24 protein-coding genes, 1 tRNA gene and 1 pseudogene are annotated in these 24,044 nt (G+C 36.9%); 11 read left to right on the forward strand and 15 right to left on the reverse strand.

Annotation, left to right across the window (positions count from 1 at the left end; genetic code table 11):
- Positions 1 to 295 precede the first annotated feature (295 nt).
- The 8 genes from D5R40_RS19325 to D5R40_RS19360 form a co-directional block, all read right to left on the reverse strand.
- Complete coding sequence (locus D5R40_RS19325; RefSeq protein WP_124143423.1) at positions 296 to 709, reverse strand: hypothetical protein; 414 nt, start codon at positions 707 to 709, stop codon at positions 296 to 298.
- Positions 706 to 1,785 (reverse strand): hypothetical protein, encoded by a 1,080-nt coding sequence (locus tag D5R40_RS19330; protein WP_124155074.1) that lies wholly within the window; start codon positions 1,783 to 1,785, stop codon positions 706 to 708. The genes D5R40_RS19325 and D5R40_RS19330 overlap by 4 nt, the downstream gene beginning before the upstream one ends.
- Positions 1,786 to 1,800: 15 nt before the next feature.
- Positions 1,801 to 2,634: an AAA family ATPase gene (locus D5R40_RS19335; RefSeq protein WP_124143425.1), complete on the reverse strand. Its 834-nt coding sequence runs from the start codon at positions 2,632 to 2,634 to the stop codon at positions 1,801 to 1,803.
- Positions 2,624 to 2,818 carry a hypothetical protein gene (locus tag D5R40_RS19340; protein ID WP_124143426.1) on the reverse strand — a complete coding sequence of 65 codons (195 nt, stop codon included), beginning with the start codon at positions 2,816 to 2,818 and terminating at the stop codon, positions 2,624 to 2,626. Before D5R40_RS19340 ends, D5R40_RS19335 begins: the two co-directional genes overlap by 11 nt.
- Positions 2,819 to 3,602: 784 nt before the next feature.
- Positions 3,603 to 3,719: a photosystem I reaction center subunit VIII gene (locus D5R40_RS19345; RefSeq protein ID WP_124143427.1), complete on the reverse strand. Its 117-nt coding sequence runs from the start codon at positions 3,717 to 3,719 to the stop codon at positions 3,603 to 3,605.
- 165 nt (positions 3,720 to 3,884) lie between these two features.
- Positions 3,885 to 4,367: a photosystem I reaction center protein subunit XI gene (locus tag D5R40_RS19350; RefSeq protein ID WP_124143428.1), complete on the reverse strand. Its 483-nt coding sequence runs from the start codon at positions 4,365 to 4,367 to the stop codon at positions 3,885 to 3,887.
- Positions 4,368 to 4,609: 242 nt separating this feature from the next.
- Complete coding sequence (locus D5R40_RS19355) at positions 4,610 to 5,296, reverse strand: TIGR04283 family arsenosugar biosynthesis glycosyltransferase (protein WP_124143429.1); 687 nt, start codon at positions 5,294 to 5,296, stop codon at positions 4,610 to 4,612.
- Positions 5,297 to 5,637: 341 nt separating this feature from the next.
- Positions 5,638 to 6,267, reverse strand: a complete 630-nt coding sequence (locus tag D5R40_RS19360) for a TIGR04282 family arsenosugar biosynthesis glycosyltransferase (protein WP_124143430.1) — start codon at positions 6,265 to 6,267, stop codon at positions 5,638 to 5,640.
- 217 nt (positions 6,268 to 6,484) lie between these two features.
- Here D5R40_RS19360 and D5R40_RS19365 point away from each other — a divergent pair, with 217 nt between their 5' ends.
- Together D5R40_RS19365 and D5R40_RS19370 are read left to right on the forward strand one after the other, a co-directional pair.
- A complete protein-coding gene (locus D5R40_RS19365; protein ID WP_124143431.1) occupies positions 6,485 to 7,417 on the forward strand; it encodes a TIGR04168 family protein in 933 nt (310 codons plus the stop codon).
- Between the two features lie 184 nt (positions 7,418 to 7,601).
- A tRNA-Ser gene (locus D5R40_RS19370) sits at positions 7,602 to 7,686 on the forward strand.
- An 8-nt stretch (positions 7,687 to 7,694) separates the two neighbouring features.
- Here D5R40_RS19370 and D5R40_RS35595 read toward each other — a convergent pair.
- Positions 7,695 to 7,883, reverse strand: coding sequence for a hypothetical protein (locus D5R40_RS35595; protein ID WP_124143432.1), 189 nt, complete (start codon positions 7,881 to 7,883; stop codon positions 7,695 to 7,697).
- A gap of 495 nt (positions 7,884 to 8,378) precedes the next feature.
- Positions 8,379 to 9,095: a Uma2 family endonuclease gene (locus D5R40_RS19380; RefSeq protein WP_161564351.1), complete on the reverse strand. Its 717-nt coding sequence runs from the start codon at positions 9,093 to 9,095 to the stop codon at positions 8,379 to 8,381.
- Between the two features lie 196 nt (positions 9,096 to 9,291).
- Here D5R40_RS19380 and D5R40_RS19385 point away from each other — a divergent pair, with 196 nt between their 5' ends.
- Both D5R40_RS19385 and D5R40_RS35600 read left to right on the forward strand, forming a co-directional pair.
- Positions 9,292 to 10,452, forward strand: coding sequence for a radical SAM protein (locus tag D5R40_RS19385; RefSeq protein WP_124143434.1), 1,161 nt, complete (start codon positions 9,292 to 9,294; stop codon positions 10,450 to 10,452).
- Positions 10,434 to 10,670 carry a hypothetical protein gene (locus D5R40_RS35600; RefSeq protein WP_124143435.1) on the forward strand — a complete coding sequence of 79 codons (237 nt, stop codon included), beginning with the start codon at positions 10,434 to 10,436 and terminating at the stop codon, positions 10,668 to 10,670. Before D5R40_RS19385 ends, D5R40_RS35600 begins: the two co-directional genes overlap by 19 nt.
- Positions 10,671 to 11,024: 354 nt before the next feature.
- Here the strand turns inward: D5R40_RS35600 and petC are convergent, their stop codons facing one another.
- Positions 11,025 to 11,558, reverse strand: coding sequence for a cytochrome b6-f complex iron-sulfur subunit (gene petC / locus D5R40_RS19395; protein ID WP_124143436.1), 534 nt, complete (start codon positions 11,556 to 11,558; stop codon positions 11,025 to 11,027).
- A 345-nt stretch (positions 11,559 to 11,903) separates the two neighbouring features.
- Between petC and D5R40_RS41270 the strand changes: the two genes are divergently transcribed.
- Positions 11,904 to 12,026: a hypothetical protein gene (locus D5R40_RS41270; RefSeq protein ID WP_282433647.1), complete on the forward strand. Its 123-nt coding sequence runs from the start codon at positions 11,904 to 11,906 to the stop codon at positions 12,024 to 12,026.
- A gap of 94 nt (positions 12,027 to 12,120) precedes the next feature.
- Here D5R40_RS41270 and D5R40_RS19400 read toward each other — a convergent pair whose 3' ends face one another.
- Together D5R40_RS19400 and D5R40_RS19405 are read right to left on the reverse strand one after the other, a co-directional pair.
- Complete coding sequence (locus tag D5R40_RS19400) at positions 12,121 to 12,804, reverse strand: Crp/Fnr family transcriptional regulator (RefSeq protein ID WP_124143437.1); 684 nt, start codon at positions 12,802 to 12,804, stop codon at positions 12,121 to 12,123.
- Positions 12,805 to 13,343: 539 nt separating this feature from the next.
- Positions 13,344 to 14,147: an EamA family transporter gene (locus D5R40_RS19405; protein WP_192901045.1), complete on the reverse strand. Its 804-nt coding sequence runs from the start codon at positions 14,145 to 14,147 to the stop codon at positions 13,344 to 13,346.
- Between the two features lie 111 nt (positions 14,148 to 14,258).
- Between D5R40_RS19405 and D5R40_RS19410 the strand changes: the two genes are divergently transcribed.
- Both D5R40_RS19410 and D5R40_RS37875 read left to right on the forward strand, forming a co-directional pair.
- The gene (locus tag D5R40_RS19410) at positions 14,259 to 14,543 is read left to right on the forward strand and encodes a Rieske 2Fe-2S domain-containing protein (protein ID WP_205127241.1); all 285 of its coding nucleotides are present in this window, start codon (positions 14,259 to 14,261) and stop codon (positions 14,541 to 14,543) included.
- Between the two features lie 5 nt (positions 14,544 to 14,548).
- The gene (locus D5R40_RS37875) at positions 14,549 to 14,707 is read left to right on the forward strand and encodes a hypothetical protein (protein WP_205127242.1); all 159 of its coding nucleotides are present in this window, start codon (positions 14,549 to 14,551) and stop codon (positions 14,705 to 14,707) included.
- A 136-nt stretch (positions 14,708 to 14,843) separates the two neighbouring features.
- Here the strand turns inward: D5R40_RS37875 and D5R40_RS41275 are convergent, their stop codons facing one another.
- Complete coding sequence (locus D5R40_RS41275; protein ID WP_275670435.1) at positions 14,844 to 14,966, reverse strand: hypothetical protein; 123 nt, start codon at positions 14,964 to 14,966, stop codon at positions 14,844 to 14,846.
- A gap of 360 nt (positions 14,967 to 15,326) precedes the next feature.
- On the reverse strand, positions 15,327 to 16,850 hold the full coding sequence (locus D5R40_RS19415) for an ArnT family glycosyltransferase (RefSeq protein ID WP_124155075.1): 1,524 nt from the start codon (positions 16,848 to 16,850) through the stop codon (positions 15,327 to 15,329).
- Positions 16,851 to 17,123: 273 nt separating this feature from the next.
- Here D5R40_RS19415 and D5R40_RS19420 point away from each other — a divergent pair, with 273 nt between their 5' ends.
- The 4 genes and pseudogenes from D5R40_RS19420 to D5R40_RS19435 all read left to right on the forward strand — a co-directional run.
- Positions 17,124 to 17,291 carry a DUF2256 domain-containing protein gene (locus tag D5R40_RS19420; protein WP_124143439.1) on the forward strand — a complete coding sequence of 56 codons (168 nt, stop codon included), beginning with the start codon at positions 17,124 to 17,126 and terminating at the stop codon, positions 17,289 to 17,291.
- Positions 17,292 to 17,524: 233 nt separating this feature from the next.
- Complete coding sequence (locus D5R40_RS19425; protein WP_124143440.1) at positions 17,525 to 18,448, forward strand: isoaspartyl peptidase/L-asparaginase; 924 nt, start codon at positions 17,525 to 17,527, stop codon at positions 18,446 to 18,448.
- 1,378 nt (positions 18,449 to 19,826) lie between these two features.
- A pseudogene (locus tag D5R40_RS19430) lies at positions 19,827 to 20,015 on the forward strand (helix-turn-helix domain-containing protein); the annotation flags it as partial.
- Positions 20,016 to 20,969: 954 nt separating this feature from the next.
- A partial coding sequence (locus tag D5R40_RS19435; RefSeq protein WP_124155076.1) for a DUF4347 domain-containing protein occupies positions 20,970 to 24,044 on the forward strand: 3,075 nt, incomplete at its 3' end.

The following is a 24,044-nucleotide window of genomic DNA, read 5'->3' on the forward strand; positions in this document are numbered from 1 at the left end:
AGGACTTACGCAAAGACACTGTGTATAGAGTCCAGTAACTATTGGACAATAGTTATGAGTACTATATATAGGGTATCTGCGTAAGTCCTAATCAAAATAATATGGGTCTAAAACCCCGCTTTTTAAGGCGATCGGGTTTTTGGAGAGTTGCTCAAATCCCCTACTTCCCCTCCACGGTCGGGGTTAGGGGTGGGTTAACTTCTGACTGAAATGAAGTGTGTCTTACATTCTGAGGGGACCTCAGAATTACACACTCGCTTCTGACTTCTGACTTCTGACTTCGTCAAGTGGACATTTATTCTGTTTTGCCAGTAATAATTCTGCGAATGTCGTCTTGAATTTGAGTACCAGTCTTTCTTTCCCATCGTACTTTTAACAAATTCAGTCCCACTTCTGCATATTTTGTGATAATTTCCAGAACTTCCCGACTTTCACTAGGTTGGGGTTGACCGTTGCGTTTAGTTATGGCATAAACTCCTGCTTCTAGTGCCAGACGTACCTCATCATCAACAATTTTCATAATTGCCATATCCTGGCGACCTGTGAGAGTAACTTGGGAGATATCAGCATTTTGTTTGATGGCGTAAGCTGCTGCAAAGACATAAGCATCTATCATGCGTCCGAAAACGGCCTGACTTTTGAGGGCGTCCAAATAACCTCTCGCTTCTGGTGTGGGGCGAATAGTTGCGTTGGGGTCGATACGTTTCATTTTTCTTCCTCTACTACGGAAGCATCCTTTGTTGCCCCAAGACGGCGAATATTGAGAGTACCTGCAATGTGAGGTTCCACAATATTTAAAAGATGCGAGGGAAAATCTCGGTCTGTTGCTAAAACTATTACCTGGGATGGAATTTCTGGTAATGATTTAATTAAGTTTTTCTGATGTTTGGTGTCTAGATGACCAAAAGGAGTATCCATAATTAAAGGTGCTGCTGTACCAGATGCTAAATTTAATCCTGTGATAAAAGTGAAGGCTAAAGCTTCTTTTTCTCCTGCACTTAAGGTTTCTGGGTCGATAATTTGACCTACTGCATTTTTGACTCCTAAAGTATAGTCTGGCTGAATTTTTATACCTTGATATTCTTCTGGTTTATTAGTGACTTGGCGATGAATTTTAGAGGTTTTATCTTCGATGGTTTGTTTTCTTTCTTCTGTGCGCCATTGTATTAGTTCATCTGTGGCTTCATAAAGACTTCTTGCTAGTGTTAGTTGCTTTGCTAAAGTTTCTGTTTGTTTATCTTGAGTGGCTAATTTTTCTATTTCTCTGCGTTGTTTTTCTTCGTCTTTTTTTAAATCTTCTATTTCCTTATTTAATCTCTCAATTTGTTCTTTTTTCTGTCTGGTAATTTGCTCTGCTTCTCCTACTGTTTGCCATATTGCTTGAGCTTCTTCTTGATTAATTCCTTTAGTTTCTCGTTTCAGACGATATGCGTCTAGTTTGATTGTTTCTAGTTCATCTTGTAGACAATCACGCTCCAACAAAAGGTCTTCAAAATTAGGTATTTTATAGTCGGAAATTGTTTCTAAACGGTTGCGTATTTCATCCTGACGGATTACTTCTTGGGTACTACTAACACAAGATTCTAAGCTTTCAATTTCTTTGATAATAAATTGACGAGAATCTTCATCTATACAACGACCACAAACACAAGTTTTATCTTCTAATAATTCTCGTAAAAGCTTAACTGAACCAGAACGTCGAGCGGTTGTAATAGCTGTACTTTGCATATCATCTGCAACTTCTATCACAAATTCTATCAATAGCGGAATAGGTGATTGTCTCAACCCACTTTCTAATTTTTATGTGGCTTTTTTGAGGTTTTCTTTACAACGTTCTTGCTCTCTTTCTAAGTCCTTTAATTGTTCTAACTTATTTTGTAGTTCTTCAATTTTATTTGCTTCTTCTGTTGTTTCTTCCAGCTCTTTAATAGCATTTTTTTCATCTAATTTTGCTTGCTCAAGTTGTGCTGTTTTAACTTCTATATTTTCTTGAATTTCTCGAAGTTTTTGTTTGACTTGTCTGAGACTTTCATTCACCGAATCTACTTCATCAAATTTTCTATCTAATTTTTTTCTAGTAATTTCTACATCGTGCCGGAGATTTAGTAATTCAGTAATTCCAAGTATTCTCTCTATGGCTTTGTGGGTTTCTTTAGTGTGAATTCGTTGAGCATAACGTTTGATTTCTACACCATCAAAGAAGAAAAATTCTTTACAGGAATTTGGCAATAGTTCCTCAATTTTTTCTGGCACATCTCTGATATTTTTACCATTTTTATTGATTACTGGTAGTTCTACTTTTGCTCTAGCTGTCTCGCCTTGTATTTCTCTTTTTGCAACTCTGCTAATATTATAAATATCTCCATTACGCTCAAAAACAAGTTCTACTGACATTTCTACATTAGGATTCTCTTTAACTATTACCCGATTAAAATGGTCTAGTAATTTAGAATCAGAAATAGCTTTTGCACCGTAAAGACACCATTGAATTGCCTCTAGTATAGATGTTTTGCCAAATCCATTTTGACCAAAAACAATCCAGATTTGCTTATCAGTATTGAGGTTAAATTTTATTTCTTCATTTTGATAACATTTCCAGTTTTTTAGACGAATACTTCTGAGTTTAAGTCCCATAATTAGTATCCTCCATAAATGATTGTGATGAGTCTGTATAACGTTCAATCATTTCGAGTAATTTTGTCGGAGCAGTCTTACGTTTTTGCTTGAAAATTTCTTGTTTTTCAAGTTCAATTGCTGCTGTAATTAGTTCCAGAGGAATTTCATATTTTTCTGCTAATTCTTGTAGTTTTTCTTCCACTTTTCTACCCGATATTATTCAGTAAATTTCAACCGTATTAGTTATCTTTTACAGGTCAGCACAGATATTCTATAGTTATTAATTTATTAATTATGACTATAGCGATTCTCATATTAATGGAATACAGTCTTTTTTCTATATTAAGGTGTTCCCTAAAATCCAAAAATTTTTCACCTCATGTAAGACTGGAAATTCTATATACTTTGATCGAAACACTTTATCGGAAGAAAAGCATTGATATTTATACGGAAAAATCTATATATAAGATATTATAAATTTATTTTATCTCCGTAATTATACGATAATTTTAATATTCCTAATGCTGACAATTAATAATGGAAAATATTACCGAATAATTAGGGCTTGCTGAATAAATATAAAAGCATTAACAAATAAAGGTTTGAGCCTTTTTAGGTCTGGAAAAAGTACCTAGTTTTTGGCTGTTGTCGTCTCAAAATAGTAAAGTTTTGACACTAACTATCAGAAAAATTGGCCATGACAGATAGTCTAAACTGTTCTCTGTTCCCTACCATCACTATTAGACTTTTTCAGCAAACTCTAATTAAGGTTTAAAGCTTCTCATAAGCAAGGAGAAACAATGAATTAATTTTCCTTTGAGTCAATCCTCTTCTTTTCAAGGATCGGTAATTATTAATTATTAATTGTTGAACAATAACCACCCCAAAAAACATCAAAAAAGTGGCGTTTTTACCCCCTGCATTATCAGGTAGATGTTCACACGCCACTTTATTCAATTAACTTATTGAGCTAGAAGGATAAAAAACTAGGCTTCACTCTCAATGTAAATGAACAATAAACCCATAACTACAATTGGCATTAACCAGGTAACTACAGGAATTAAAATCCAAGGTAAGTAAGCTGCTGCATAAGAACCAGTCATTTCAAATTCTCCTTAAATTACACTATTTCAAAGTAGGTGATTATCTGAATTTAATCAAAATTTTACTTGTTTTTTTGGCAAAATTTGACTGTAATTATTTCACCCATTAAAGGCAAGATGTAAATATAAAAATCCGATTTACATCTTCAATTATTTAAGAGGTATTTAATTAAATACACCTCGGAAAATAGAGTCTACAATTTCAAAGTTTTCTATTAGGAAGAAAGCCACAACGGCACCACCCATTGCACCAATGAAGAAACCACCAGTAAACTGACTCCAACCTTCAGAAGTTTTTAGTGGGTCTGCACCTTCAGCGCTCTCTCCTTGGAAGGAAACTATGCCATAAGCGGATAGGCAGATAGTAGCAATTAGAATTAGGGCGATCGCGGAAATTAGTCCACCTAAGTTAGCAACTGCAGAATCCCGTAATGGACCGAGTTTTGTCCAAGGACCAACGATAAAATAACCGTGGGCCATACCTACTTCTAGACCCCGTAAAATTGGGGATAGACCTTGACGGTAGATAGGTAAGTTACCGATAAATGTTCTGGTAAAGTCAGAATCACTGATTGGAGTAGATAAATGACCAACGAAAGGATCTCCGTTATAGGGTTGAACAAATCCTGTATCTGTAGCTTCTGGCATACTTAATTCTTTCCTCTGAGTAGGAGTTCAAAAATCTTTAGAAGATATTAAGCTCATATTTTACGAGGTAGGTGCATTCTATTCTCAAAATTGGTTTTCAACTTTAAAAAAATTAATCTAATCTGGTTATTTTTAAAAAAGCGGTCAGCAGTCAGCAATCAGCGGTCAGCAGTCATTGGATGGGGTCAGAAAGGCCATCCAGTTGTGCCTTCTGCCTTCTGCCTTCTGCCTTCTGCCTTCGTTCATATATGTCTACGATATAATCGCGCTAGTCTTTTTGGAGATACCCCAAGTAGATAAGCAATGATAACTATTTGATTAATAAAAGTAGTTTTGAGTATTCCTAATTTTTGCCACCGACGACCAGAGGTGAATACTGGAGCTGGTACAATGGCTATTTGTCCTCTTTTTTTTAACTGTCGTATCAATTCAAAATCTTCCATAATTGGTATTTCTGGGAAACCACCAATTTCTTGAAAAATTTTGGCTGGGAGAAAAATTCCTTGGTCTCCATAAGGCATTTGCAAATAACGCGACCGCCAATTTACCATTCTTTCAACTATTCGTAAACTTTTTGTTGTTCCTCTAATACTTAGTTCAAAAGCACCTGCAATAATTTTTGGTTTGACCAATATCTCTTCCAACATTCGGTCAAAGTTTGAAGGTAAAAGGGTATCTCCATGTAGAAATAAAAGAATTTTTCCCCTTGCTATTTTTGCTCCACAATTCATCTGAGTGGCACGACCAGGAAGAGAAGAAATAACTTGGATATTTAAACATTTAATCAGCTCAATTGTTCCATCATTACTGCCACCATCAACAACTATTATTTCTATATCTTTATCTTTTGCCGTTTGAGCTGTTGAAATTGTTTGGGTAATCGTACTAACTTCATTTAAAACAGGAATAATAATCGAAATACTGGTCATTTCAGTTATCAGTTATCAGTTAAAGAAAGGCAGAAGGTAGAAGGCAGAAGGCAGAAGGTAAAGAAAGGTTCCAGGACAGAAGTTTTTTTTATAACTGATTATCCGAATATGATACAGCGGATTCCACCTTGGTGAAGTACATCCCTCGCGGACAAGATGCCCGCACTTGCATTCATTTAATTATTAATATTTGTACTTCATATACTTGGAATATGCTGTATAAACTCAGACTATAGAGCATCCTAATTTTTGGGGTGCATCTCATATTTACAAAAATACTTTTCTCCTATTCTCTATTCCCTATTCTCTGTTCCCTAAAAGCTATAAGTTTTTGGCTTTCTTCAAAACTGAGATGTACCCTTAATTTTAAACTGTGATTTTTCTAAATCTTCTGGACGGTCAATATCAGAAAGCTTAGGTAAATAATCAATAACTAACTTCAAACTTTGAGCGATCGCTACAGTTTTTGACAATACTTCGGACGTTCCCCAATTAATTCCTTGAAATAATTCTGGAGTAATTTTTCTCAGACCAATTAAATAATAACCCCCATCTGTTGCAGGACCAATTATCACATCAGATTCAGTCAGTTTAGCAAAAGCTTGTAAAATAATTTCAGAAGTTAAACTAGGGCAATCTATACCAATAATTACCACAGATTTCATCCCCCGATTAAAAGCAGATTGAAACCCTCTTGCCATACGTTCCCCTAAATCCCCCATACCTTGTTCTTGATATTTTAAATCTGAACCTAACCAATTTTTCATTAATTGTAAATCGCCACCGACAAATCTAACTTCAACAGATAATGAAATAAAATCAAATAACTTATTAGCTTTTTTTACAGTTGTTTCAGTCATCTGACGTTGCAAATTTGCTGCACCTTCAGCCCCCAAAGCAGGTATTAATCGTGTTTTAGTTTTTCCTGGTTCTGGATAGCGAGTAAAAATAATTAGTTGTTGATGTTCCATTGTGATACAATATAAACTAGATTTAAGTCTATTTTTGAGAATAAATTTGATTTCAATTCTACAACAAATAAGTAAATAAAACTTCAATAGAGTTATTCACTATCTCAAAAAAAATATGATTAGATAGATTGGATTTAGCAAATAGCAGCTAATCTTTAAAGTATTCCAAATATTTCTAGTAATTCACAGAAAATAATATTGGCAAAAAAAAGCAAAAATGACAGATAATCTAGAAAAGTTGAGTAAAATTGCCATTGTTGGAGATGTTCACGATCAATGGGAACCAGAAGATGAAATAGCCCTCAAATATCTAGGAGTTGACTTAGTACTATTTGTGGGAGATTTTGGTAATGAAGCAGTAGAAGTGGTACAAGCGATCGCTGCTATTGATATCCCTAAAGCAGTAGTTTTTGGTAATCACGATGCTTGGTATACCGCAACAGAATGGGGCAGAAAAAAATGCCCTTATGACCAAACTCAAGAAGACAGAGTACAACAACAAATAGACTTATTTGGAGAAGCTCATGTAGGTTATGGAAAGCGAGATTTTCCAGAGTTAGACTTGACAGTTATTGGGACTCGTCCTTTTAGTTGGGGAGGTCCAGAATGGAAATATCAAGATTTTTATCAGCAAAGGTTTGGAGTTAATAGTTTTGAGGAATCTACTAATTTAATAGTCAAGGCAGTAGAGAATGCAGTATGTCAAAATATAATTTTTCTTGGCCATAATGGGCCTGTTGGTTTAGGAGATGCCCCCGAAGATCCAGTGGGACGTGACTGGCAACCCAGAGGTGGAGATTTCGGCGACCCTGATTTTAGGGATGCCATTGTAAAATCTCGGCAATTGGGCAAGAATATTTCCTTAGTGACTTTTGGTCACATGCACCATAGATTGAGACATATTCAGGAAAAGTTGCGTAAGCGTGTTGATGTAGATACCGAAGGGACATTATATTTGAATGCAGCAAGTGTGCCACGCATCATAGAAAATGAGGGCCAGAAAGAACGGAATTTCTCAATTGTATCTATGAAGGCAGGTATTGTATCTCAAGCTGCTTTGGTTTGGGTTGGCCATGATTTGAAAGTAGTTTCTGAAGAAATTTTATATTCCCAATTCAAATCTGTTGTTGAGCCTGCACAAGTGCTATAATATATAAATGTCAAAACAGTTATAGCAGTCGAATCAAAGCTTAGGACATTCCTAAATGCTCAAACTCAGTCAGAGATTACTTCTGACTTGCGGGTAGCGCTATAGAGTATTTCTAACTCCTGAACAAAAATTAAAAATGACTTTTAACTTTTAACTTTTGACTTTTGACTTTTGACTTATTAATGGAGAGGTGGCAGAGTGGTCGAATGCGCTCGACTTGAAATCGAGTGAGGGTCAAACCTCCGTGGGTTCGAATCCCACCCTCTCCGTTTTTTTTCTAACTTAGGCGTTGGTTATTTGAGGTATGAATCATGCCTGGATAATTAGTGAACAAAAAAGTTTCTCTTCTACTACTCTTACTACTCTTTCTTCTTATTTCTTCCCTCCTGACTCGGTCCTCCTGACTCCCCCTCTTGGGAGGGGTTAGGGGTGGGTTGACTCCTAAATAATTAAAGATCGATATCATACAAGTGCTTCAGCAACGCCCTAACTTATAGCGCTTTTTCCAATCTCTGAACCACATTGTCACAACCAAAACTTTGTAGTGGAGAATGGCCATTCGCCCCTACCGGGTGTGTATTTGCAGCAAACATTTATCGGGTCTGGTATGAGAGTGTGTGTTTCGCACCAGATTTTTGAGCTATTCAGTATATATAGCAATGTGGGCTGGCATATTTACAAATTGCAGGAGGTGTCCAATAGCTAAAAGTCTGGCATTGGTGAATGCGTAATGCTTTTGTCTCAAATATCTATGAAAAAAACTATAATTGTACCGTTCATAAATATTTAATGGCATTACCTAATCACCAACCCCAAATTGTACCGTTCATAAATATTTAATGGCATTACCTAATCACCAACCCCAAAAGTCTTATATTATCGGTAATTTATTCCCCCTATTGCCAGATGAGCTGTTGCCAGATGAGCTGTTGCCTGCGCGCAGCGCTATAGTTTGCGCAATTCATCCGTTGAGGACATCTGAGGAATTTGAGAAGCGATTGTTGACGCAAAGCTCCGCTAACGCCTCCAACAATTTCAGATCGTCTATTTTGGAAATCTCAGATAATATCTCCACATATTCATCACCAAACTTGAGTTTTAATCCCATTTCAATTGCCAATAATAACGCCTGTTTGATTTGAATGTCTTTTTGGGATATTTCAGTATCCTTTTGGGATATTTCAGCATTCTTTTGGGATATTTCAGTATCCTTTTGAGAGATTTCAGCATTTTTTTCTGCTGCTATTTCATCTCCTGTTTTAATCACATTTCTATCGGCATCGCACCAACGCAACCAAGTACCATTCAGATTTTCAAATACACCATTCCAAAGAGTTAATCCCAAATTAACATCTGCAAACCAAGCATCATTTTTAGGAATATAAGAACTACCATAAAGTTGAAATACTTGCAGTACAGTTTGGCTGAGTTTTTGCAATGGATCGTAGACAACATAATAAGGAATTCGTAACTCTGCATAGTCTGTTAATTTACTTCCTAATTCATTGCCGGGAGCGGGAGAAACAATTTCAATTACTACATCTGGTGGTTTACCAAATTCCCAGAATAAATAAGAACGAACATTACGTTCCCACCATTCTTCACTGCCAATAATATTTAAGCTTAAAAACACATCTGGTACAATTCCTGAATCTCGGAGATGAGAAAATAAACCCACATTAGCAGCAACGATAAAAGGAACATTTATAGGTATTTCAGCACCACTATTTCAATTTGAAAACAATAACAAGTTTCTAGTTTAGTTTACAGGATGATCGCTCATGGTTTAAGTTAGTATGACTCCTGTAGGATCTTGGTTACCAAACCTCTACCCATTTTCCCACCCCTAGAAAGTAAAGTAACTACCAATAACTATGAAAACAAACATCCACAACACACCTGAGAACAGCAGTACAAAACTCACCGCCAACCAAAAACATCGTGGTATGTCAACTACAACTAGCATTATAGATACCTTACAGCTAGTTTTTCAGGCAGGAGGACCAGGATTTTGTCAATTTGCCATTAACAATGTTTGTAACGCTAATTGTGGTTTCTGCAACTTTGCACGGGATACTTTTCCTAAAGAACAAACACAGTTTGTCGGCCTCGATGAGGGATTAGACTCAATTAATATCCTGTTTCGAGAAGGTATTAGATATCTAGTTTTTACAGGTGGGGAACCTACTCTTAATCCCAATCTTATAAAATTCGTTGACCATGCAGCAGAATTGGGTATCAAGTGCATGGTGGTGACAAACGGTGGGTTGTTAACGCCGAGCAAAATTCACGAATTAGCTGATGCAGGTTTGTCTAGTTTAATCATATCAGTTGATGCCGCAACTGAAGAAATTCACGAGAAAAATCGTGGGTTGCCTGGTGTATGCAATAAAATCAAAGAAGCTAACCAAGTGCTGAAAGATATTGGTATGTATTCGACTGCTTCTGTAACCATGAGTCATTTGGTTGATTATGATGCACTGCCTGATTTTCTGACATCACTTGGTTTTGAGTCAGTGGTTTTTTCTTATCCATTAACTAAACTTGATTCTAATTTTTTGGGATTTTCTGATGCTGGTCTGGTCACTCACACAAATGAAAGTCTCTGGCAAGCTTATGAAAAGGTGAAGCAACTGAAAAAGAAATTTCGTGTAGTTAATCCGACCCTTTCTCTGGAAGAAATGCAGAGGTTTGTCCAGGATGAGGAACAGCGTTATCCTTGTTTGGCGGGTTATCGCTTCTTTTTTCTGGACTGGGATTTAAACTTATGGCGTTGTCATTTTTGGCATGAACCGATGTGTTCTATTTATGAGTTTGATAGTTCAAAGTTGGTAAGGGATGGTTGTACAAAATGTATGATTAATTGTTATCGAGATTCGAGTCTAATGCAAAATATTGCAGTGTCGATGCAGGATGCTTATCAGTCAATCAAAAAAGGTAAGTTGTTAGATACGGCAAAAGCTTTAATAAGAAAAGGTAATGTAGATTCTCTGCGGGCAGTGATGGAAGAGTTGCCTTGGATTATGCGGTTTTAATTATTCAGAACTTACACAGGAATTATACCTGTAGGGTGCGTTGCAACGCACCTTCAACCAAAGTTAGTCTATCGCCCACATTTCATATCAAATCCGGTGAAACAGTTATAGATTGGTTAAGTCAAGAGGAGTCAGGAGTCAGGAGGAGAGAGAATCACTTTGATGAGCGTAGTTATGACGATTTAAGAATTTTTTTATGTCCAATTAAACGGATTTGATATCACACTTCAAAATATAGCCTAAAAAAATACAAAAAACTAATCTATTTAAAGTTTATAGAAGAGTTTTTGATCTACTACAGCGCTTTTGCTGATTGATGAACCACATCAAAACCCTGTAGAGGCGATAGCGGAGCTTTGAGTTAGCAAATGGCCATTCGCCCTGTAGTCTACCGAAATGAAAACCGCTGTAAATGTAAATTAGACATCTCCTATAATAAAAAATCAAATCAATTCTCACACTAGATATATCAATTCTTTCCCCTCGTGGGAGGGGGAGGGGCGAGGGGTGGGTTCCCTACTGCCTACAGCAAAGCTGCCTACTGCCTCTTTTCTGGAGATGTCTATTGATGCTTAAATCCACCAAGGTTTTTCTCCTGTTCGGGGATCATTTTTTGTCCAAGGAAAAATCCAGATGACATCTTCTTGTACTTTGACCTGTACTAGCTTCAGAGGAAGAGGAGCAGGACCTCTTACAACAGAACCATCAGCAGCATAACGAGACCCATGACAGGGACATTGAAATTGATTGTCATTGGGATTCCAGGGAAAAGTACAACCGAGATGGGTACAATTATCGACAATTCCCATGGTGTCTAACTTACCATCTTCTGCGATCGCCAGATATGTTGGTTCTCCAGCTATTCCTGCGACTAAAGCACGAGTTCCTTTTGGTTGTGCTAAAATCTGGCTGGCAGGAATGGGATATCCCAAGCGGTCTCTGGCAATAATTGAACCATCCTCGTTACTTTCTCCTGGGGTGACAAAAAATTTTGCTGCAGGATAGAGTGCGGTACTGGCGGTAGTTGCGACAACTGCACCAGTTAGAAAGTTAAGTAATTGTCGGCGAGAAATTGAAGGGTATTCTAGAGGGAGACTTTCTTCCATAGTGATTTTGACCTCCTAATAATTAGTCATCTATGAAAAACAATAGCCAATTTATCTCTATTTGTTCTGTGATAAAGTCACATATTGAAGAAGGAGTCAGGAGTCAGGAGAAAGGAAGAATGAGAGTGAGAATTATCTGGGGATATTGCGGCATTTTCTGTCTGCATTGAATGGAAGTAGAAAGTGCGATCGCTGTATAACCGGATTTAGTATCAGGAGTCAGAAGATTTGGGTTGATGAGGATTCTCAATTCACCTACCAAATTTGCACCGTGTAGACGGTGGGGTATTAAACCCATAAGGAAAAAGATAAATTTTCTAATTAGGGTTTGCTGAAAAAGTCTTATTGGTGAGGGTAGGAGACAGGAGACAGGAGACAGGAGAAATGGGAATGAGCGAGGAGGTAGGAGTAAGAATTGTCCCAAGATTGTTCTGCCCAACTATGCGCCTAAAATACGCTCCTTTTTGAGCATGAAGAGCTGAAACAGGCGCACCTTTTTTGACCGAAAAAAGGCTAAAGTCTTTATATCTCAATGCTTTGATATTTAACCAGCAAGCCCTAATTAATATTTTCCTAACTGGGCAATCTTCTCAAGTTTTTCCCAGTTATATAGTTCAATCTTTCCTCTTGAAAGAGATAATAATTTTTGTCTTTCAAAAGTTTTGAGAATTCGACTAACTACCTCTCTAGAACTGCCTAATTCTTGAGCGATCGCTTCATGGGTTATCTGTAAAGTTTGTATCTTACTATTGACATTATGTAAAAGATATGATGCAATTCGAGAATCCATGCGACGAAAAGCAACCTCTTCAATTATTTCAATTACATTAGCTAATCGTTGGGAAAGTATTCCGAAGATATATTCTTGCCAAATGGTGTTGTGCCTTACCCATTTTTTGAGGCTATTTGCAGGAATAATCAAAGCTTCAATTTCCGTCTCGGCAATGGCAAATGCTGGAAATACTTTTTGACTGATGATACAAGAAGCTGTCATAATACAACTATCACCTTTTTCTAAATGATAAAGAGTAATTTCTCTACCACTTTCTCCTATTTTGTAAACACGAACATTTCCAGAAATTATGAGTGGTAAATGATGACAAATATCTCCCTCTAAACAGACAAATTGACTGGGCGACAAACTGATTTGTTGACATTTGTTAAGAAAGTTTGTTTTGGCTTCAGAATCTAGGTTTTCCCAAAAATGAAATGTAGAAGCAATGGTTTGAGCTATTGCTTTATTCATCAGTATTAAATCTCCGCTATTTATCTAATTTAACCCAAAATATAGTCCAAATTATCCCCTCATTCTCAATCACCTTTTTCTTGTAGTTGAATAATATTCCGGCAATTCATTAAATCTCTTTCTCTATCTATACTTTCAGTTTGCTCACAGGGTGAGCTGGATTTACAGCGGATTCTACCTTGGTGAAGTACACCCCGAAGCGGGCAAGATGCACGCACTTGCATTCATTTAATTGTTAATATTTGTACTTTATATACTTGGAATCTACTTTCATTGACTGATAATTGATAATTACCTCTGGTTAAAACCGTTACGGAATTGAATATAAGGAAATATTATTTCTTCTCTTGGTCGATTGGATATGGTTAGGAAACCCATCCATCCCACCCTACGGGAATCTCCGCTAACGACGGCTTTTTTTCCCCTTAAAAGGGTCGGCTTTAAACCAGAATTATTTAATTATTAATTATTAATTATTCGGTAATATAATTTCAATATTTATCCTTCTTCTTTCTTCCTTCTTCCTCCTTCCTTCTTCCTTATCGATTAACTATCAGACCAATTACAATAAAAATAATTCCGATCAACCTCCCTTGAGAAACCTTTTCTTTTAACCAAATTTTCGCTCCTAAAATACTACAAACATAAGTCAAAGCTGTGGCAGGTCGCACAAAACTAACATCTGCCCAACTTAAGACCGAAATCAATGATAAAAAAGCAATTGTTTGACAAAAAACTCCACTAATAATTAAAGGATTTATGAGGATTATACCTACTTGTTTAATGAGATTTTTCATTGATTGTAAATTTACTTCTTCGATTTCTTTCATTCCTCTGGCAAGATACAAATCTCCTGTTGAATCAGCCAAGGCAATAATCGCGATCGCCAACCAAGTTTTAGACCGATAAAAACTCAAAGATAATGCCATTAAGAGGAGATAAAAATTATGGTTTCGTCGGTCTTCATAAAGAGTTTTACTTAAACCCACAATCAATACACCAATAGTTATAATTAAAGTTCCTATCCACCGCATATTTGAAATTGTTTCGCCTAAAATCAACCAAGCAAATAAAGCATTTAATAAATAAGTTGAAGAGTGTATTGATAGTACATAACTCAGGTCAAGTTTAGAAATAACAGTGAGGTATAACCCCAGAGAAAGCATGAGAAAAATTACTCCTAACCAAATCCAAAAATTTGTCAGTAAATAAGATATTAATGGTATCCAATTTTCAGAATTAACTAGATTTACTACCCCAAATTGTTTCATGGCTTTACTTAACCAAATATCTCCTAAAACCTGAGTAATACTTAACAGAAATAGTAAGATTAAATTTGCCATTATTAAATCAAAAAAAATAGTAATATTATATGGGCTTAATTATATCAATTATCGGTGAATTTAGGAATTTTTTGCATCTAGATATTGAGTAGTTTCTGCTTTACCCATAAATTGATATTAAATCTGGTTTGCTTCAGTTATCATGGATGGCAATACGATAACACAGGAAAAATAACAAAAGTTTCTTATTTACCAACAGGTTGCCCTTTACCAAAAGGAGTAAAAAGTTATCCTTGTCAGGAAGCTTATGGTCATATTTTTGTCTTTTCTAGAAAAACAGAATTAGCTAAAACCGTGCCCTTTCCAGACATTAAAAATTGGTCTAATAATGAATATAAAACCATGTATTTTTCCCGTCGGGTAATTTTCATTATTCATTTATTAAAGAAAATTTAATTGATATGAATCATCAATTTTTACAGCGAAGATTTATGGGAAAAGTCAAACCAACTCTTCTGGAAACTTCTAAAGGAGAAAATTGGGTAGAAGCTAAATATAAATTCAGCGAAGAACCCCATGCAATTGTTAATACCAATTTGATCAACGTTTGTTACAAATAGTAGAAGTAAGAAGGAAGGAAGAAGCAAGAAGGAAGAAGGATAAATATTGAAAAAAAAGGGAAAACGATAGATATAACTATCTAAAATGAACTGGATAAGCTATTTTTAAGCATATCCGATCAAGATGCACTTTTTATCATTTTCTTTGTGGGTTTAATACCCCACCGTCAACTGGAGTGTTCAAAATTACTTGGGGGAGCGAATCCCCATGTAATTTTCCTCCTGTCTCCTGTCTCCTGTCTCCTGTCTCCTTCTTCAAAGCATTATTTTTTCAAACTGGTATAACTTAGTATTAGCAACAGTCTGATACTAGTTATCTTAAGTCTAGTTCCGCATTTGTCAAATGACTAAACCTTAGTTTCCCAGGTTTTAATGGTTGTAAATTTCCATCTGTTTTTTGTTGAAGATATTAGTGACCAATATAAATTTACCTGTTTGAATTTTTTGAGATTAAATTACTTCTGGTATCGTTTATATTAGGATGCTATAAGTCAGAATTTAAAAGAGATAAATTGATAGAATTTTTTGATACATAAGCATTTTTTTTATCTAAAAAAAAACGGCGAATATTTCATAAAATCTACTTCCATATTTAGAAAATTATTTTATCTGATGTATATTATTTATTCAATCTTAAATAGTAATAAAAATTTTGGTCTTGGTATTGTAAGATGTAACGGTTATTTAATAGGTTTAAATTATGATAAACTTGTAAATTTTCTTGAAAAATTGGGTCAGAATCTTTTAATTCTATCAATTCTATTGTCACTTTTTTTTCTACTTCTCGTAATTCATGTAATGTTTGGGGTAATTGCCAAATTACTTGAGTTGGATAATTAGCGATCGCTAAATAAAGATTTTTTTCAGACATAACTACCTGTGGTTGAATTGGCAATTTTGAGATGACTTTTTCTAATCGGGAACTATTAGTAGATAAACGTTGATACTGTCTTTGTTGGGTTTTTCTGAGTAGGTGAAAAGTGACAAAGTTTGAGTAACTTAAATACAGACAAATTCCTAATCCAATAGCTACTACTTTTTTGATTTTTAATTGTGGTGTTAATAGCCACAAACCAGTCACAGATAAGATTGCCATTAATGGAGAAAAAACTGCTAATCCTCTAGTTGCATTAATATATTGATAAAGTAATAAAAATGCCAGTAAAGCTGAGAGAAAATTAATTAAGCTAAAAATAGATAAATTTGTATATTTTTGCCATCGTTGTAACTTTTTTTGATAACTTGCTGTTGCAAGTACAGCTAAATTAATACTCCATAACACTAGCATTGAAATAGTAATTGTTCCATAGACTGAAAATTTTTTAAAATTAATTATGAGAGTGCAATTAAATAGAAAATTTTCCCAGATCATTCTCAGCATATCAGTCAAATTAGATTGGGATAAAATTATTGTTGCTGCATAGGGATAAATTTCTTGATTTTGAGAAAGGGGAATTAAAACAGTGACAAACAGTAATCCAAAAGAAAATAGTAAGCTCAATAAAGTTTTTTTGTAATGTTGATTTTTCTCAATCCACAAAACAGCTATACTTGCAGGAAACAAGGTTAATAAGAATGGTTTGATTAAATATGCTAAAGCTATTACTAAACCTAAAAATATCCCTTTTAAAAAGCTTTCTTTTTGTACAAACAAAAGAGCAACAACTACCATGATTACAGCAGCAGCCGATATTTCTGTCATTACTGAATGAGTCAAAATTAAAGTGTAAGGATAAATCAAATAAATCAAACTAGCCCCAAAACCAACCCATTGATTAGCAATGAATCTGCCAACTGTAAAAATTAAAAATATCGTCAAAATCAGCAGAAAATAATTAACAAAAAACGGTGTTCTTTCATTAATGCCACCAATCAAAAAACCAACAGCCAAAATCAAAGGATAACCAGGGAGATGAGTATCCTTAGTCGGATAACCCTTTTGAATAATACTACTAGCTAAATAATGATTACTATTAAAGTCAAAATGACGCACAATATTTTGAGCTACAGTGTAGTAAAGTGTTTCATCATTCCAACGAATTTGTAAAGAAACTGGCCTCGTAAAATAAAGAGCTATCGCCGTCATCATCAAAAGCAATACATAAGGAAAAATATTCGTCAATAAGTTTTTACAAGTCTTCATTTTTGCATAAATTAATCAAGAAGAAAAAAATTATCTAAAATTCCCAACTTTTGGCTGTATATTCCTCTTGGTAGAAGGAAAAATTGTTTATAGTTAGAAGCCTAGATTTGATATTTTAAAAGTAGATAAATTTTAAATTCTCAAAATCATCTTTTTTCGGTAAAATAATTAATAGGTATAGTAAAATAAGCAAAAATCAGAACAGCAAAAAACTAGCAAAGGTAATATAAACAATGCTTTTTTCACACACTGAGACTAAATATCATATCATGTATGGGAAAGACTAAATCTAAATCTGACTTACCAACCAAAATATGCCCTGTATGTAATCGCCCTTTTAGCTGGCGGAAAAAATGGGCTGAGTGTTGGGATCAAGTCAAATATTGTTCTGAAAGATGTCGGCGACGCAAGTCAAATATTGACAAACAAACAGACATATAGCCTCATAAGCTAAGAATAATTTAGATTTTACAGCACTTTGCGACTCTATGAGGTACACCCATCGCAGGCAAGATGACCGCACTACAATGTTTTCACCATTTACCCTGTACATCATTTGCCCGAAATATGCTGTATATTCCCTATTCCCTTTGACAAAAATTGGATATATGGTTTAAATGCAAAACAGCTTACCTAAAGTATGTCAATTATTCTGTAGTTAATCACAACAAAAAATGCAACCAAAACTAATTATTCACGGCGGTGCAGGTAGTTCCCTTGAGGAAAAAGGAGGATTAGAAACTGTTCGTAAATCTCTCCATAGAATAGTAGATGAATTACATAACTTGCTTCTGGGCGACACAAAGGCCATTGATGTAGTTGTCCGTGGTTGTCAACTATTAGAAGATGACCCCATATTTAATGCTGGGACCGGTTCAGTCCTACAATCTGATGGCCAAATTCGGATGAGTGCTTCCTTGATGGATGGTTTGAATCATCGGTTTAGTGGGGCGATCAATGTCTCCCGGATTAAAAACCCCATTGAGTTGGCCAAAGCACTGCAAACATCGCCCGATCGCGTATTATCAGATAATGGAGCTGCTGAATTTGTGCGGGAACTACAAATGCCCGTTTACAACCCCCTCACAGATAAACGATTAAACGAATGGCTAGAAGACCGCAAACAAGACTTTAGTAGAAAGATGGCAAATGTCGTGGCAGAATCTCCAGGCACTGGCACCATAGGAGTTGTAGTCTTAGATAAAGAAGGGAGATTAGCAGCAGGTACTTCTACTGGTGGAAAAGGTTTTGAAAAGATTGGTCGTGTAAGTGATTCGGCCATGCCCGCCGGAAATTATGCCACTGGTAGTGCTGGAGTTAGCTGTACAGGCATTGGAGAAGATATTATTGATGAATGTTTGGCCGCCAAAATTGTGATTCGGGTAACAGATGGTTTTTCACTCAAAGCAGCTTTTGAACGTTCATTTGCTGAAGCTCACGAACATCAGAGGGAATTAGGAGCGATCGCTATTGATGCCAACGGTATAATTGCTTGGGGAAAAACTTGTGATGTAATTTTGGCTGCTTTTCACGATGGGCAAAAAATTAGTGATAGTTTAGAAGCAGCAAAAGGAACATTAATTTTTACTGCTGAATAATTCACAATAGGGGCTAATGGCCCCCGATGTAAGCTCAGGAATGGAATTTCTCTACAATTAACACTCTCACCGTCAAATTAAAGATGATAACGGGAGATTCTTGTTTTGATGGCGCAACGCTACGCTAACACGGATTCTTGATTAGGCAACAAATCAAATAAACTGAGTTGTACTTCCGCAATTACCATCTCCACAAGCTTTCTGGCTCCGTCTTTACCCTGAGGTTCCCTCAGGGCAGGGGGTGCGCTTTTATTTAACGGTGTGTCCCACCGCTATTGATAGGATTATAAAACCAAAAATGTTTCGCCTGTTGCTCAATTATTTTTCTGGTTGAAATTTATGAGAGGCTGTCTGGGTGGGTTTCCCGCGCAGTTTATACGCCCCGTCTTACCGTTAAATCTCGCGATTATAATGGGAGTCCTCTTTCAAGATTTGTGATAGAGATAATATTGACATCTCCAGGGGTTGAAACACCCTGGATTCTGTGGCAAATCCACCGCAAATATAAATCCACATTTGCTTCAAGACTGAAGGGCAGACTTCTATACTCCTCGGCATAGATCGAAATCTAGCTGTGAGCTTACCTTTTTTTTTGTAGCTTTCACGAGTGGTTTTACTCAAGATATTGGAGCTATAAATCACTGCTCTAGCTGCGTTGCTTGCTTTTCCTGCGGAATGCTGCGCAAACAGCCCTCGTAGGAAGCATCGTCCCCATCTCCTGTTCGCCGGAATTTCACCGCACTAGCGGTCTTGTCATGGCGGCAAACCTTGTTTTTACTTGCTATTTCTAGTATAACATACTTTTCTCCGGGTTAAAACCCGCGTGTCGTTATTCAACCAGGGGATAAATCTTCCGGGAACTTTTCTCCCGTTAGTTTTTATGTTTGACATCCTCCCGACGTTGCGCTTGATCAATAATGCGGAATTCTTCAACTTGCACAAGGATAGTAGATGACTCAACTCACGACAAATTGGAGACACTCAAAAAACAGATAGATATTGATTGAGGTATTAGCAGTCTCTTTAGCACTAGCAACGGTCAAAAATTGTGGTTTCAAACGTGCTATAGAGAAAATTTAAGGATATATTATATATAATATATAAAGTAAACTTAAGGTAATGTTATTTTGCTGTAAGATGGGCGAAGATCAAGTCTCTTAAATTAGTGATAAAAACTCTCCTCCTCTCTATATTTGCTCAAGTATCCCCTCTGTTGAACTGTTTGTCAATGTTATCCCTGTTCTTTATTGTTTATCTCAACGTTGGCAGAAGACCGGGACTCTCTGGTCACGGGAGGATCGGGATGAATGCCAATTAATATTATTGCGGTTTCACAGATAAGATGTTAAAATTTATTTGTTCAATAACTAAACAGTAGATGGTTGAAAAAGTGTACAAATTCAGGTTTTACCTTACTCAGTCGCAGGAAAATTTCCTACTAAGGACGTTGGGTTGTGTACGCTTGGTCTACAACAAAGCTTTAGCAGCTAGAACTAAAGCCTGGTATGAACACAAGCAACGAGTAGGCTACAAAGAAACTTCAGCTATGCTTACATCTTGGAAAAAATAATAAGATTTAGATTTTCTGAGTAGTGTAAGAGAGTGGGATTGCCCATAATGTGGTATTCACCATGACAAGGATATTAATGTGGCAATAAATATTTTGGCTGCAGGACTCGCAGTGTCTAGGGGAGCCGTCGGATTGGCGACGTACTGTGGAACGCACCTTTAGACCTGAAAGGAGTAAATCCCAGAGGATAGCTGAATTGTTAGCACAGCTCTTCTGTCAAGAGGCAACAGAAGGCCCCTAGTATTGATACTAGGGAATCCCATACTGTCTCGTGAGAGCAGAGCTGAATTGTTAGCACAGCTCTTCTGTCAAGAGGCAACAGAAGGCCCCTAGTATTGATACTAGGGAATCCCATACTGTCTCGTGAGAGCAGCGTTGGGAGGATGTCAATAACTATTCAATCAAATATAATCTAAATTCATAACTCCTTTGGTGGCCTAAGCTAATGTGCCCTAGTCTGACTCTGAAGCAATTATTGATTCAGTATTTAACCAGACATGATATGACGGTTAGCCAAACTTGATATAACAAAACAAATAAGTATATTTGCCTTGTTTAAACTTATTGAGTAACTTGATATAAATTAGTATTTAGTTATTAGCTTTGTTTGTTTCTCTTTAAGAAGAAGTAAAGTATAAATTCTCCATTCTATTTTTGATGGAGAAAAATTCATGATGTATATTATGAATTTCTATATAGGAACACAATAAACTTTTAATATCTGTAAATAATCAAATGGTGTGAATATCATCATCACCCACTTGTAGGAAGCGTTTGAGTTGCTGTCTGTCTTAAAATTAAAACTATAGATATAGATAATTAACAAGAGGCTAGTACTCTTATATTTGGTTTAGTATCTAATTTAGAGAAACACCAAGTTAATAAAATCGTCTATATATAAGGTTAACAAATAAACTCTATCTACCATCAATTTTTAAGGAAAAAAATCCAATGTCTACAATCAACATCTACCAATCCTTATCTACCAAAAAGTCTATCGAATTATTTGATTTTTCGACAGAAGCAAAAACACAACAACAAATAGTCTTTATAGACTCTCATGTGGAGGATTATCAGAGTTTAGCTACAGAAGTTTTGTCAGGGACAAAAGTAGTTATTCTTCATCCAAATGACGATGGTATTCAGCAAATTACCAAAATTATCAAAAAATATCCTCACATATCATCCATACATATAGTATCTCACGGTGTACCGGGATGTTTATCTTTGGGTAATAGCCAATTAAATATTAATAATATCAACAATGATTATGCTGAAGAATTAGAAACTTGGTCGGTTACTAATATATTGCTCTATGGTTGTAATATAGCTTCCGGAAATGCAGGTACAGAATTTTTGGAAAAGCTACATCAGTTAACAGGGGCAAATATTGCTGCTTCTGCTAGACCAACAGGTAGTGCTGCTTTGGGTGGTGACTGGGAGTTAGAGGTTACTAAAGGTGAGATTGAGGTTGGCCTAGCATTCAGCGATCGGGTTGAACATCAGTGGGAGCATATTCTAGAGCCTTTTGAGGAACAGCCTTATTTTTATCAGGTTATTGCTGGTGAGCTAAGAATATATAATCCTCTCACAGGTGACTATGAACAGCGAGGAGTCCCTGTAGTTCCTGTATATAATGCCACTGGGTATAATATACAAGATAACTTTCTTTATGGAATTCAAATTACAGATAATGATGAGGGGGACGGGGAGACAGCAGGAAATGTTATTAGGATTAATTCTGATGGCACAATTGAAGATTTAGGTTTTCTACCAGTAACTGGAACTCGAAAATTAAATTCAGGGGATGTAGACGATCAAGGTAATCTGTGGGTACGGACAGGTGATACACAACTTACAAAAATTAATCTGACTACTGGCGTTCAAGAACAGATTAATCTTACTGGAGATAGCTTACAGAGAGTTGTAGATCTAGTATACAGAAGAGATGATGTTACTGGCAACGAATTCTTCTACGGAGTAGGTAACAATGGTCAGCTATATACAATCAATTTACAAGATAATAGTATTACTACAACAATAGTACCTGGTTTACCTGCTGGAGAGGAGTTTGGTGCTGCATGGATAGATCGTGAAGATAATTTATATGTTAGTCGTAACAATGTAGGAGAATTTTATCGTGTTGATGATTATCTGATAGCTTCTCCCACAGCGACTTTCGTTGCTAATGCTGCACCTACAAATAGTAACGATGGAATGTCCGACCCAAGGCAACCATCGCCGTTTGATGTTCCGTTTATTGATCCTGATGAGGATCCTGAGACTCCCGCTTTCACTTATGAAGAAACCTTTACTGAGAATGATACTGGTGTTGATATAGTTGATGAGACTGTACAAATTCAAGATTTTGATGGATCTACAGTAGATGCTGATGGAATTCCAGTGGATGGTGGAAATATTCTAAGCGCAACTATTACGCTGACTAATCCTCAAACAGATGATGAGTTATTCTTTGCTTCAGCTTTACCTGATAGCATAACTCCCAACGTCAGTGGTAATCTTATTACCTTGACAGCAGTAGATAATATAAATGGAGCCACCCCAGAAGATTTTGAAGCAGCTCTCAAAGCAATTCAATTTAGGAATCCCAGTGATACTCCTGACAGAACTCCAAGGGAAGTAAATATTCAGTTAACTGATACAGAAGGGAATCTGGGTAATACTGCGATCACTACGATTAATGTTATTCCAGTTAACGATCCTCCTTCTTTTCAAAATCTGGATAATACTATCACTGTCACCCCAGATGGCGTTCCAGTTATTCTAGACAGTGATGCCACAATTACAGATATAGAACTAGATGAAAGAAACAACTACGGTGGTGCTACCCTTACCTTGTCAAGAGATGGAGGGGCAAATAATGACGATAAATTTAGTAGTGGTAATACTGGAGTATTAGGAGAATTAACAGAGAATGACCCTCTGACACCTCTCATAGTTAACGGTATTACTATTGGTACAGTTACTAATGCTAATGGCACACTGCTACTAACATTCAATGATAATGCTACTGGCGACTTAGTTGACCTGGCATTGCAAAATATTGCCTATAGTAAAGCCGCTGCTTTGAGAGATGAACCAGATTCAGTAACTATTAAATACACTATTGATGATGGTAACACAGAAGATAGCGATCCAGCCACGGATGATCCGGATCAAGGTAGTGGCGGTCCGCTAATGGGTATGGGTACGATCATTGTTAATATTAGTGATAACCAACCCCCAGTAGCCAACAACAGTACCATCACAGTAGACGAAGGCAGCACAGACACAGGCTTAGGTCTAGCAGCCCCCACAGACCCAGACGGAGACCCCCTCACCATCACAGTCACAGGACTACCCACACTAGGCACAGTCACCCTAGCAGACGGCACAGCAGTCACCAACAACCAGGTATTAACACCAGCCCAACTCACAACATTACAATACGACGCCCCCGCCGACTACAACGGCATAGACGACCCAGGAGACTTCACATATAGTGTCAGCGACGGTACAGAAACAGTAACCGGAAGTACAGACATCACCATCAACCCCAACGAACCCCCAGTAGCCAACAGCAGCGCCATCACAGTAGACGAAGGCAGCACAGACACAGGGTTAGGCCTAGCAGCCCCCACAGACCTAGACGGAGACCCCCTCACCATCACAGTCACAGGACTACCCACACTAGGCACAGTCACCCTAGCAGACGGCACAGCAGTCACCAACAACCAGGTATTAACACCAGCCCAACTCACAACATTACAATACGACGCCCCCGCCGACTACAACGGCATAGACGACCCAGGAGACTTCACATATAGTGTCAGCGACGGTACAGAAACAGTAACCGGAAGTACAGACATCACCATCAACCCCAACGAACCCCCAGTAGCCAACAGCAGCGCCATCACAGTAGACGAAGGCAGCACAGACACAGGGTTAGGCCTAGCAGCCCCCACAGACCTAGACGGAGACCCCCTCACCATCACAGTCACAGGACTACCCACACTAGGCACAGTC

It is taken from the genome of Okeania hirsuta, from assembly GCF_003838195.1.
In the GTDB taxonomy this organism is placed as follows: Bacteria; Cyanobacteriota; Cyanobacteriia; order Cyanobacteriales; family Microcoleaceae; genus Okeania; species Okeania hirsuta.

What these genes read in the sequence shown, in the direction of transcription:
- D5R40_RS19325 (WP_124143423.1), bottom strand. Translation starts at nt 709, where the DNA reads ATGAAACGTATCGACCCCAACGCAACTATTCGCCCCACACCAGAAGCG.
- D5R40_RS19335 (WP_124143425.1), bottom strand. Translation starts at nt 2,634, where the DNA reads ATGGGACTTAAACTCAGAAGTATTCGTCTAAAAAACTGGAAATGTTAT.
- D5R40_RS19345 (WP_124143427.1), bottom strand. Translation starts at nt 3,719, where the DNA reads ATGACTGGTTCTTATGCAGCAGCTTACTTACCTTGGATTTTAATTCCT.
- D5R40_RS19350 (WP_124143428.1), bottom strand. Translation starts at nt 4,367, where the DNA reads ATGCCAGAAGCTACAGATACAGGATTTGTTCAACCCTATAACGGAGAT.
- D5R40_RS19355 (WP_124143429.1), bottom strand. Translation starts at nt 5,296, where the DNA reads ATGACCAGTATTTCGATTATTATTCCTGTTTTAAATGAAGTTAGTACG.
- D5R40_RS19360 (WP_124143430.1), bottom strand. Translation starts at nt 6,267, where the DNA reads ATGGAACATCAACAACTAATTATTTTTACTCGCTATCCAGAACCAGGA.
- D5R40_RS19365 (WP_124143431.1), top strand. Translation starts at nt 6,485, where the DNA reads ATGACAGATAATCTAGAAAAGTTGAGTAAAATTGCCATTGTTGGAGAT.
- D5R40_RS35595 (WP_124143432.1), bottom strand. Translation starts at nt 7,883, where the DNA reads ATGATATCGATCTTTAATTATTTAGGAGTCAACCCACCCCTAACCCCT.
- D5R40_RS19385 (WP_124143434.1), top strand. Translation starts at nt 9,292, where the DNA reads ATGAAAACAAACATCCACAACACACCTGAGAACAGCAGTACAAAACTC.
- petC (WP_124143436.1), bottom strand. Translation starts at nt 11,558, where the DNA reads ATGGAAGAAAGTCTCCCTCTAGAATACCCTTCAATTTCTCGCCGACAA.
- D5R40_RS19400 (WP_124143437.1), bottom strand. Translation starts at nt 12,804, where the DNA reads ATGAATAAAGCAATAGCTCAAACCATTGCTTCTACATTTCATTTTTGG.
- D5R40_RS19405 (WP_192901045.1), bottom strand. Translation starts at nt 14,147, where the DNA reads ATGGCAAATTTAATCTTACTATTTCTGTTAAGTATTACTCAGGTTTTA.
- D5R40_RS37875 (WP_205127242.1), top strand. Translation starts at nt 14,549, where the DNA reads ATGAATCATCAATTTTTACAGCGAAGATTTATGGGAAAAGTCAAACCA.
- D5R40_RS19415 (WP_124155075.1), bottom strand. Translation starts at nt 16,850, where the DNA reads ATGAAGACTTGTAAAAACTTATTGACGAATATTTTTCCTTATGTATTG.
- D5R40_RS19420 (WP_124143439.1), top strand. Translation starts at nt 17,124, where the DNA reads ATGGGAAAGACTAAATCTAAATCTGACTTACCAACCAAAATATGCCCT.
- D5R40_RS19425 (WP_124143440.1), top strand. Translation starts at nt 17,525, where the DNA reads ATGCAACCAAAACTAATTATTCACGGCGGTGCAGGTAGTTCCCTTGAG.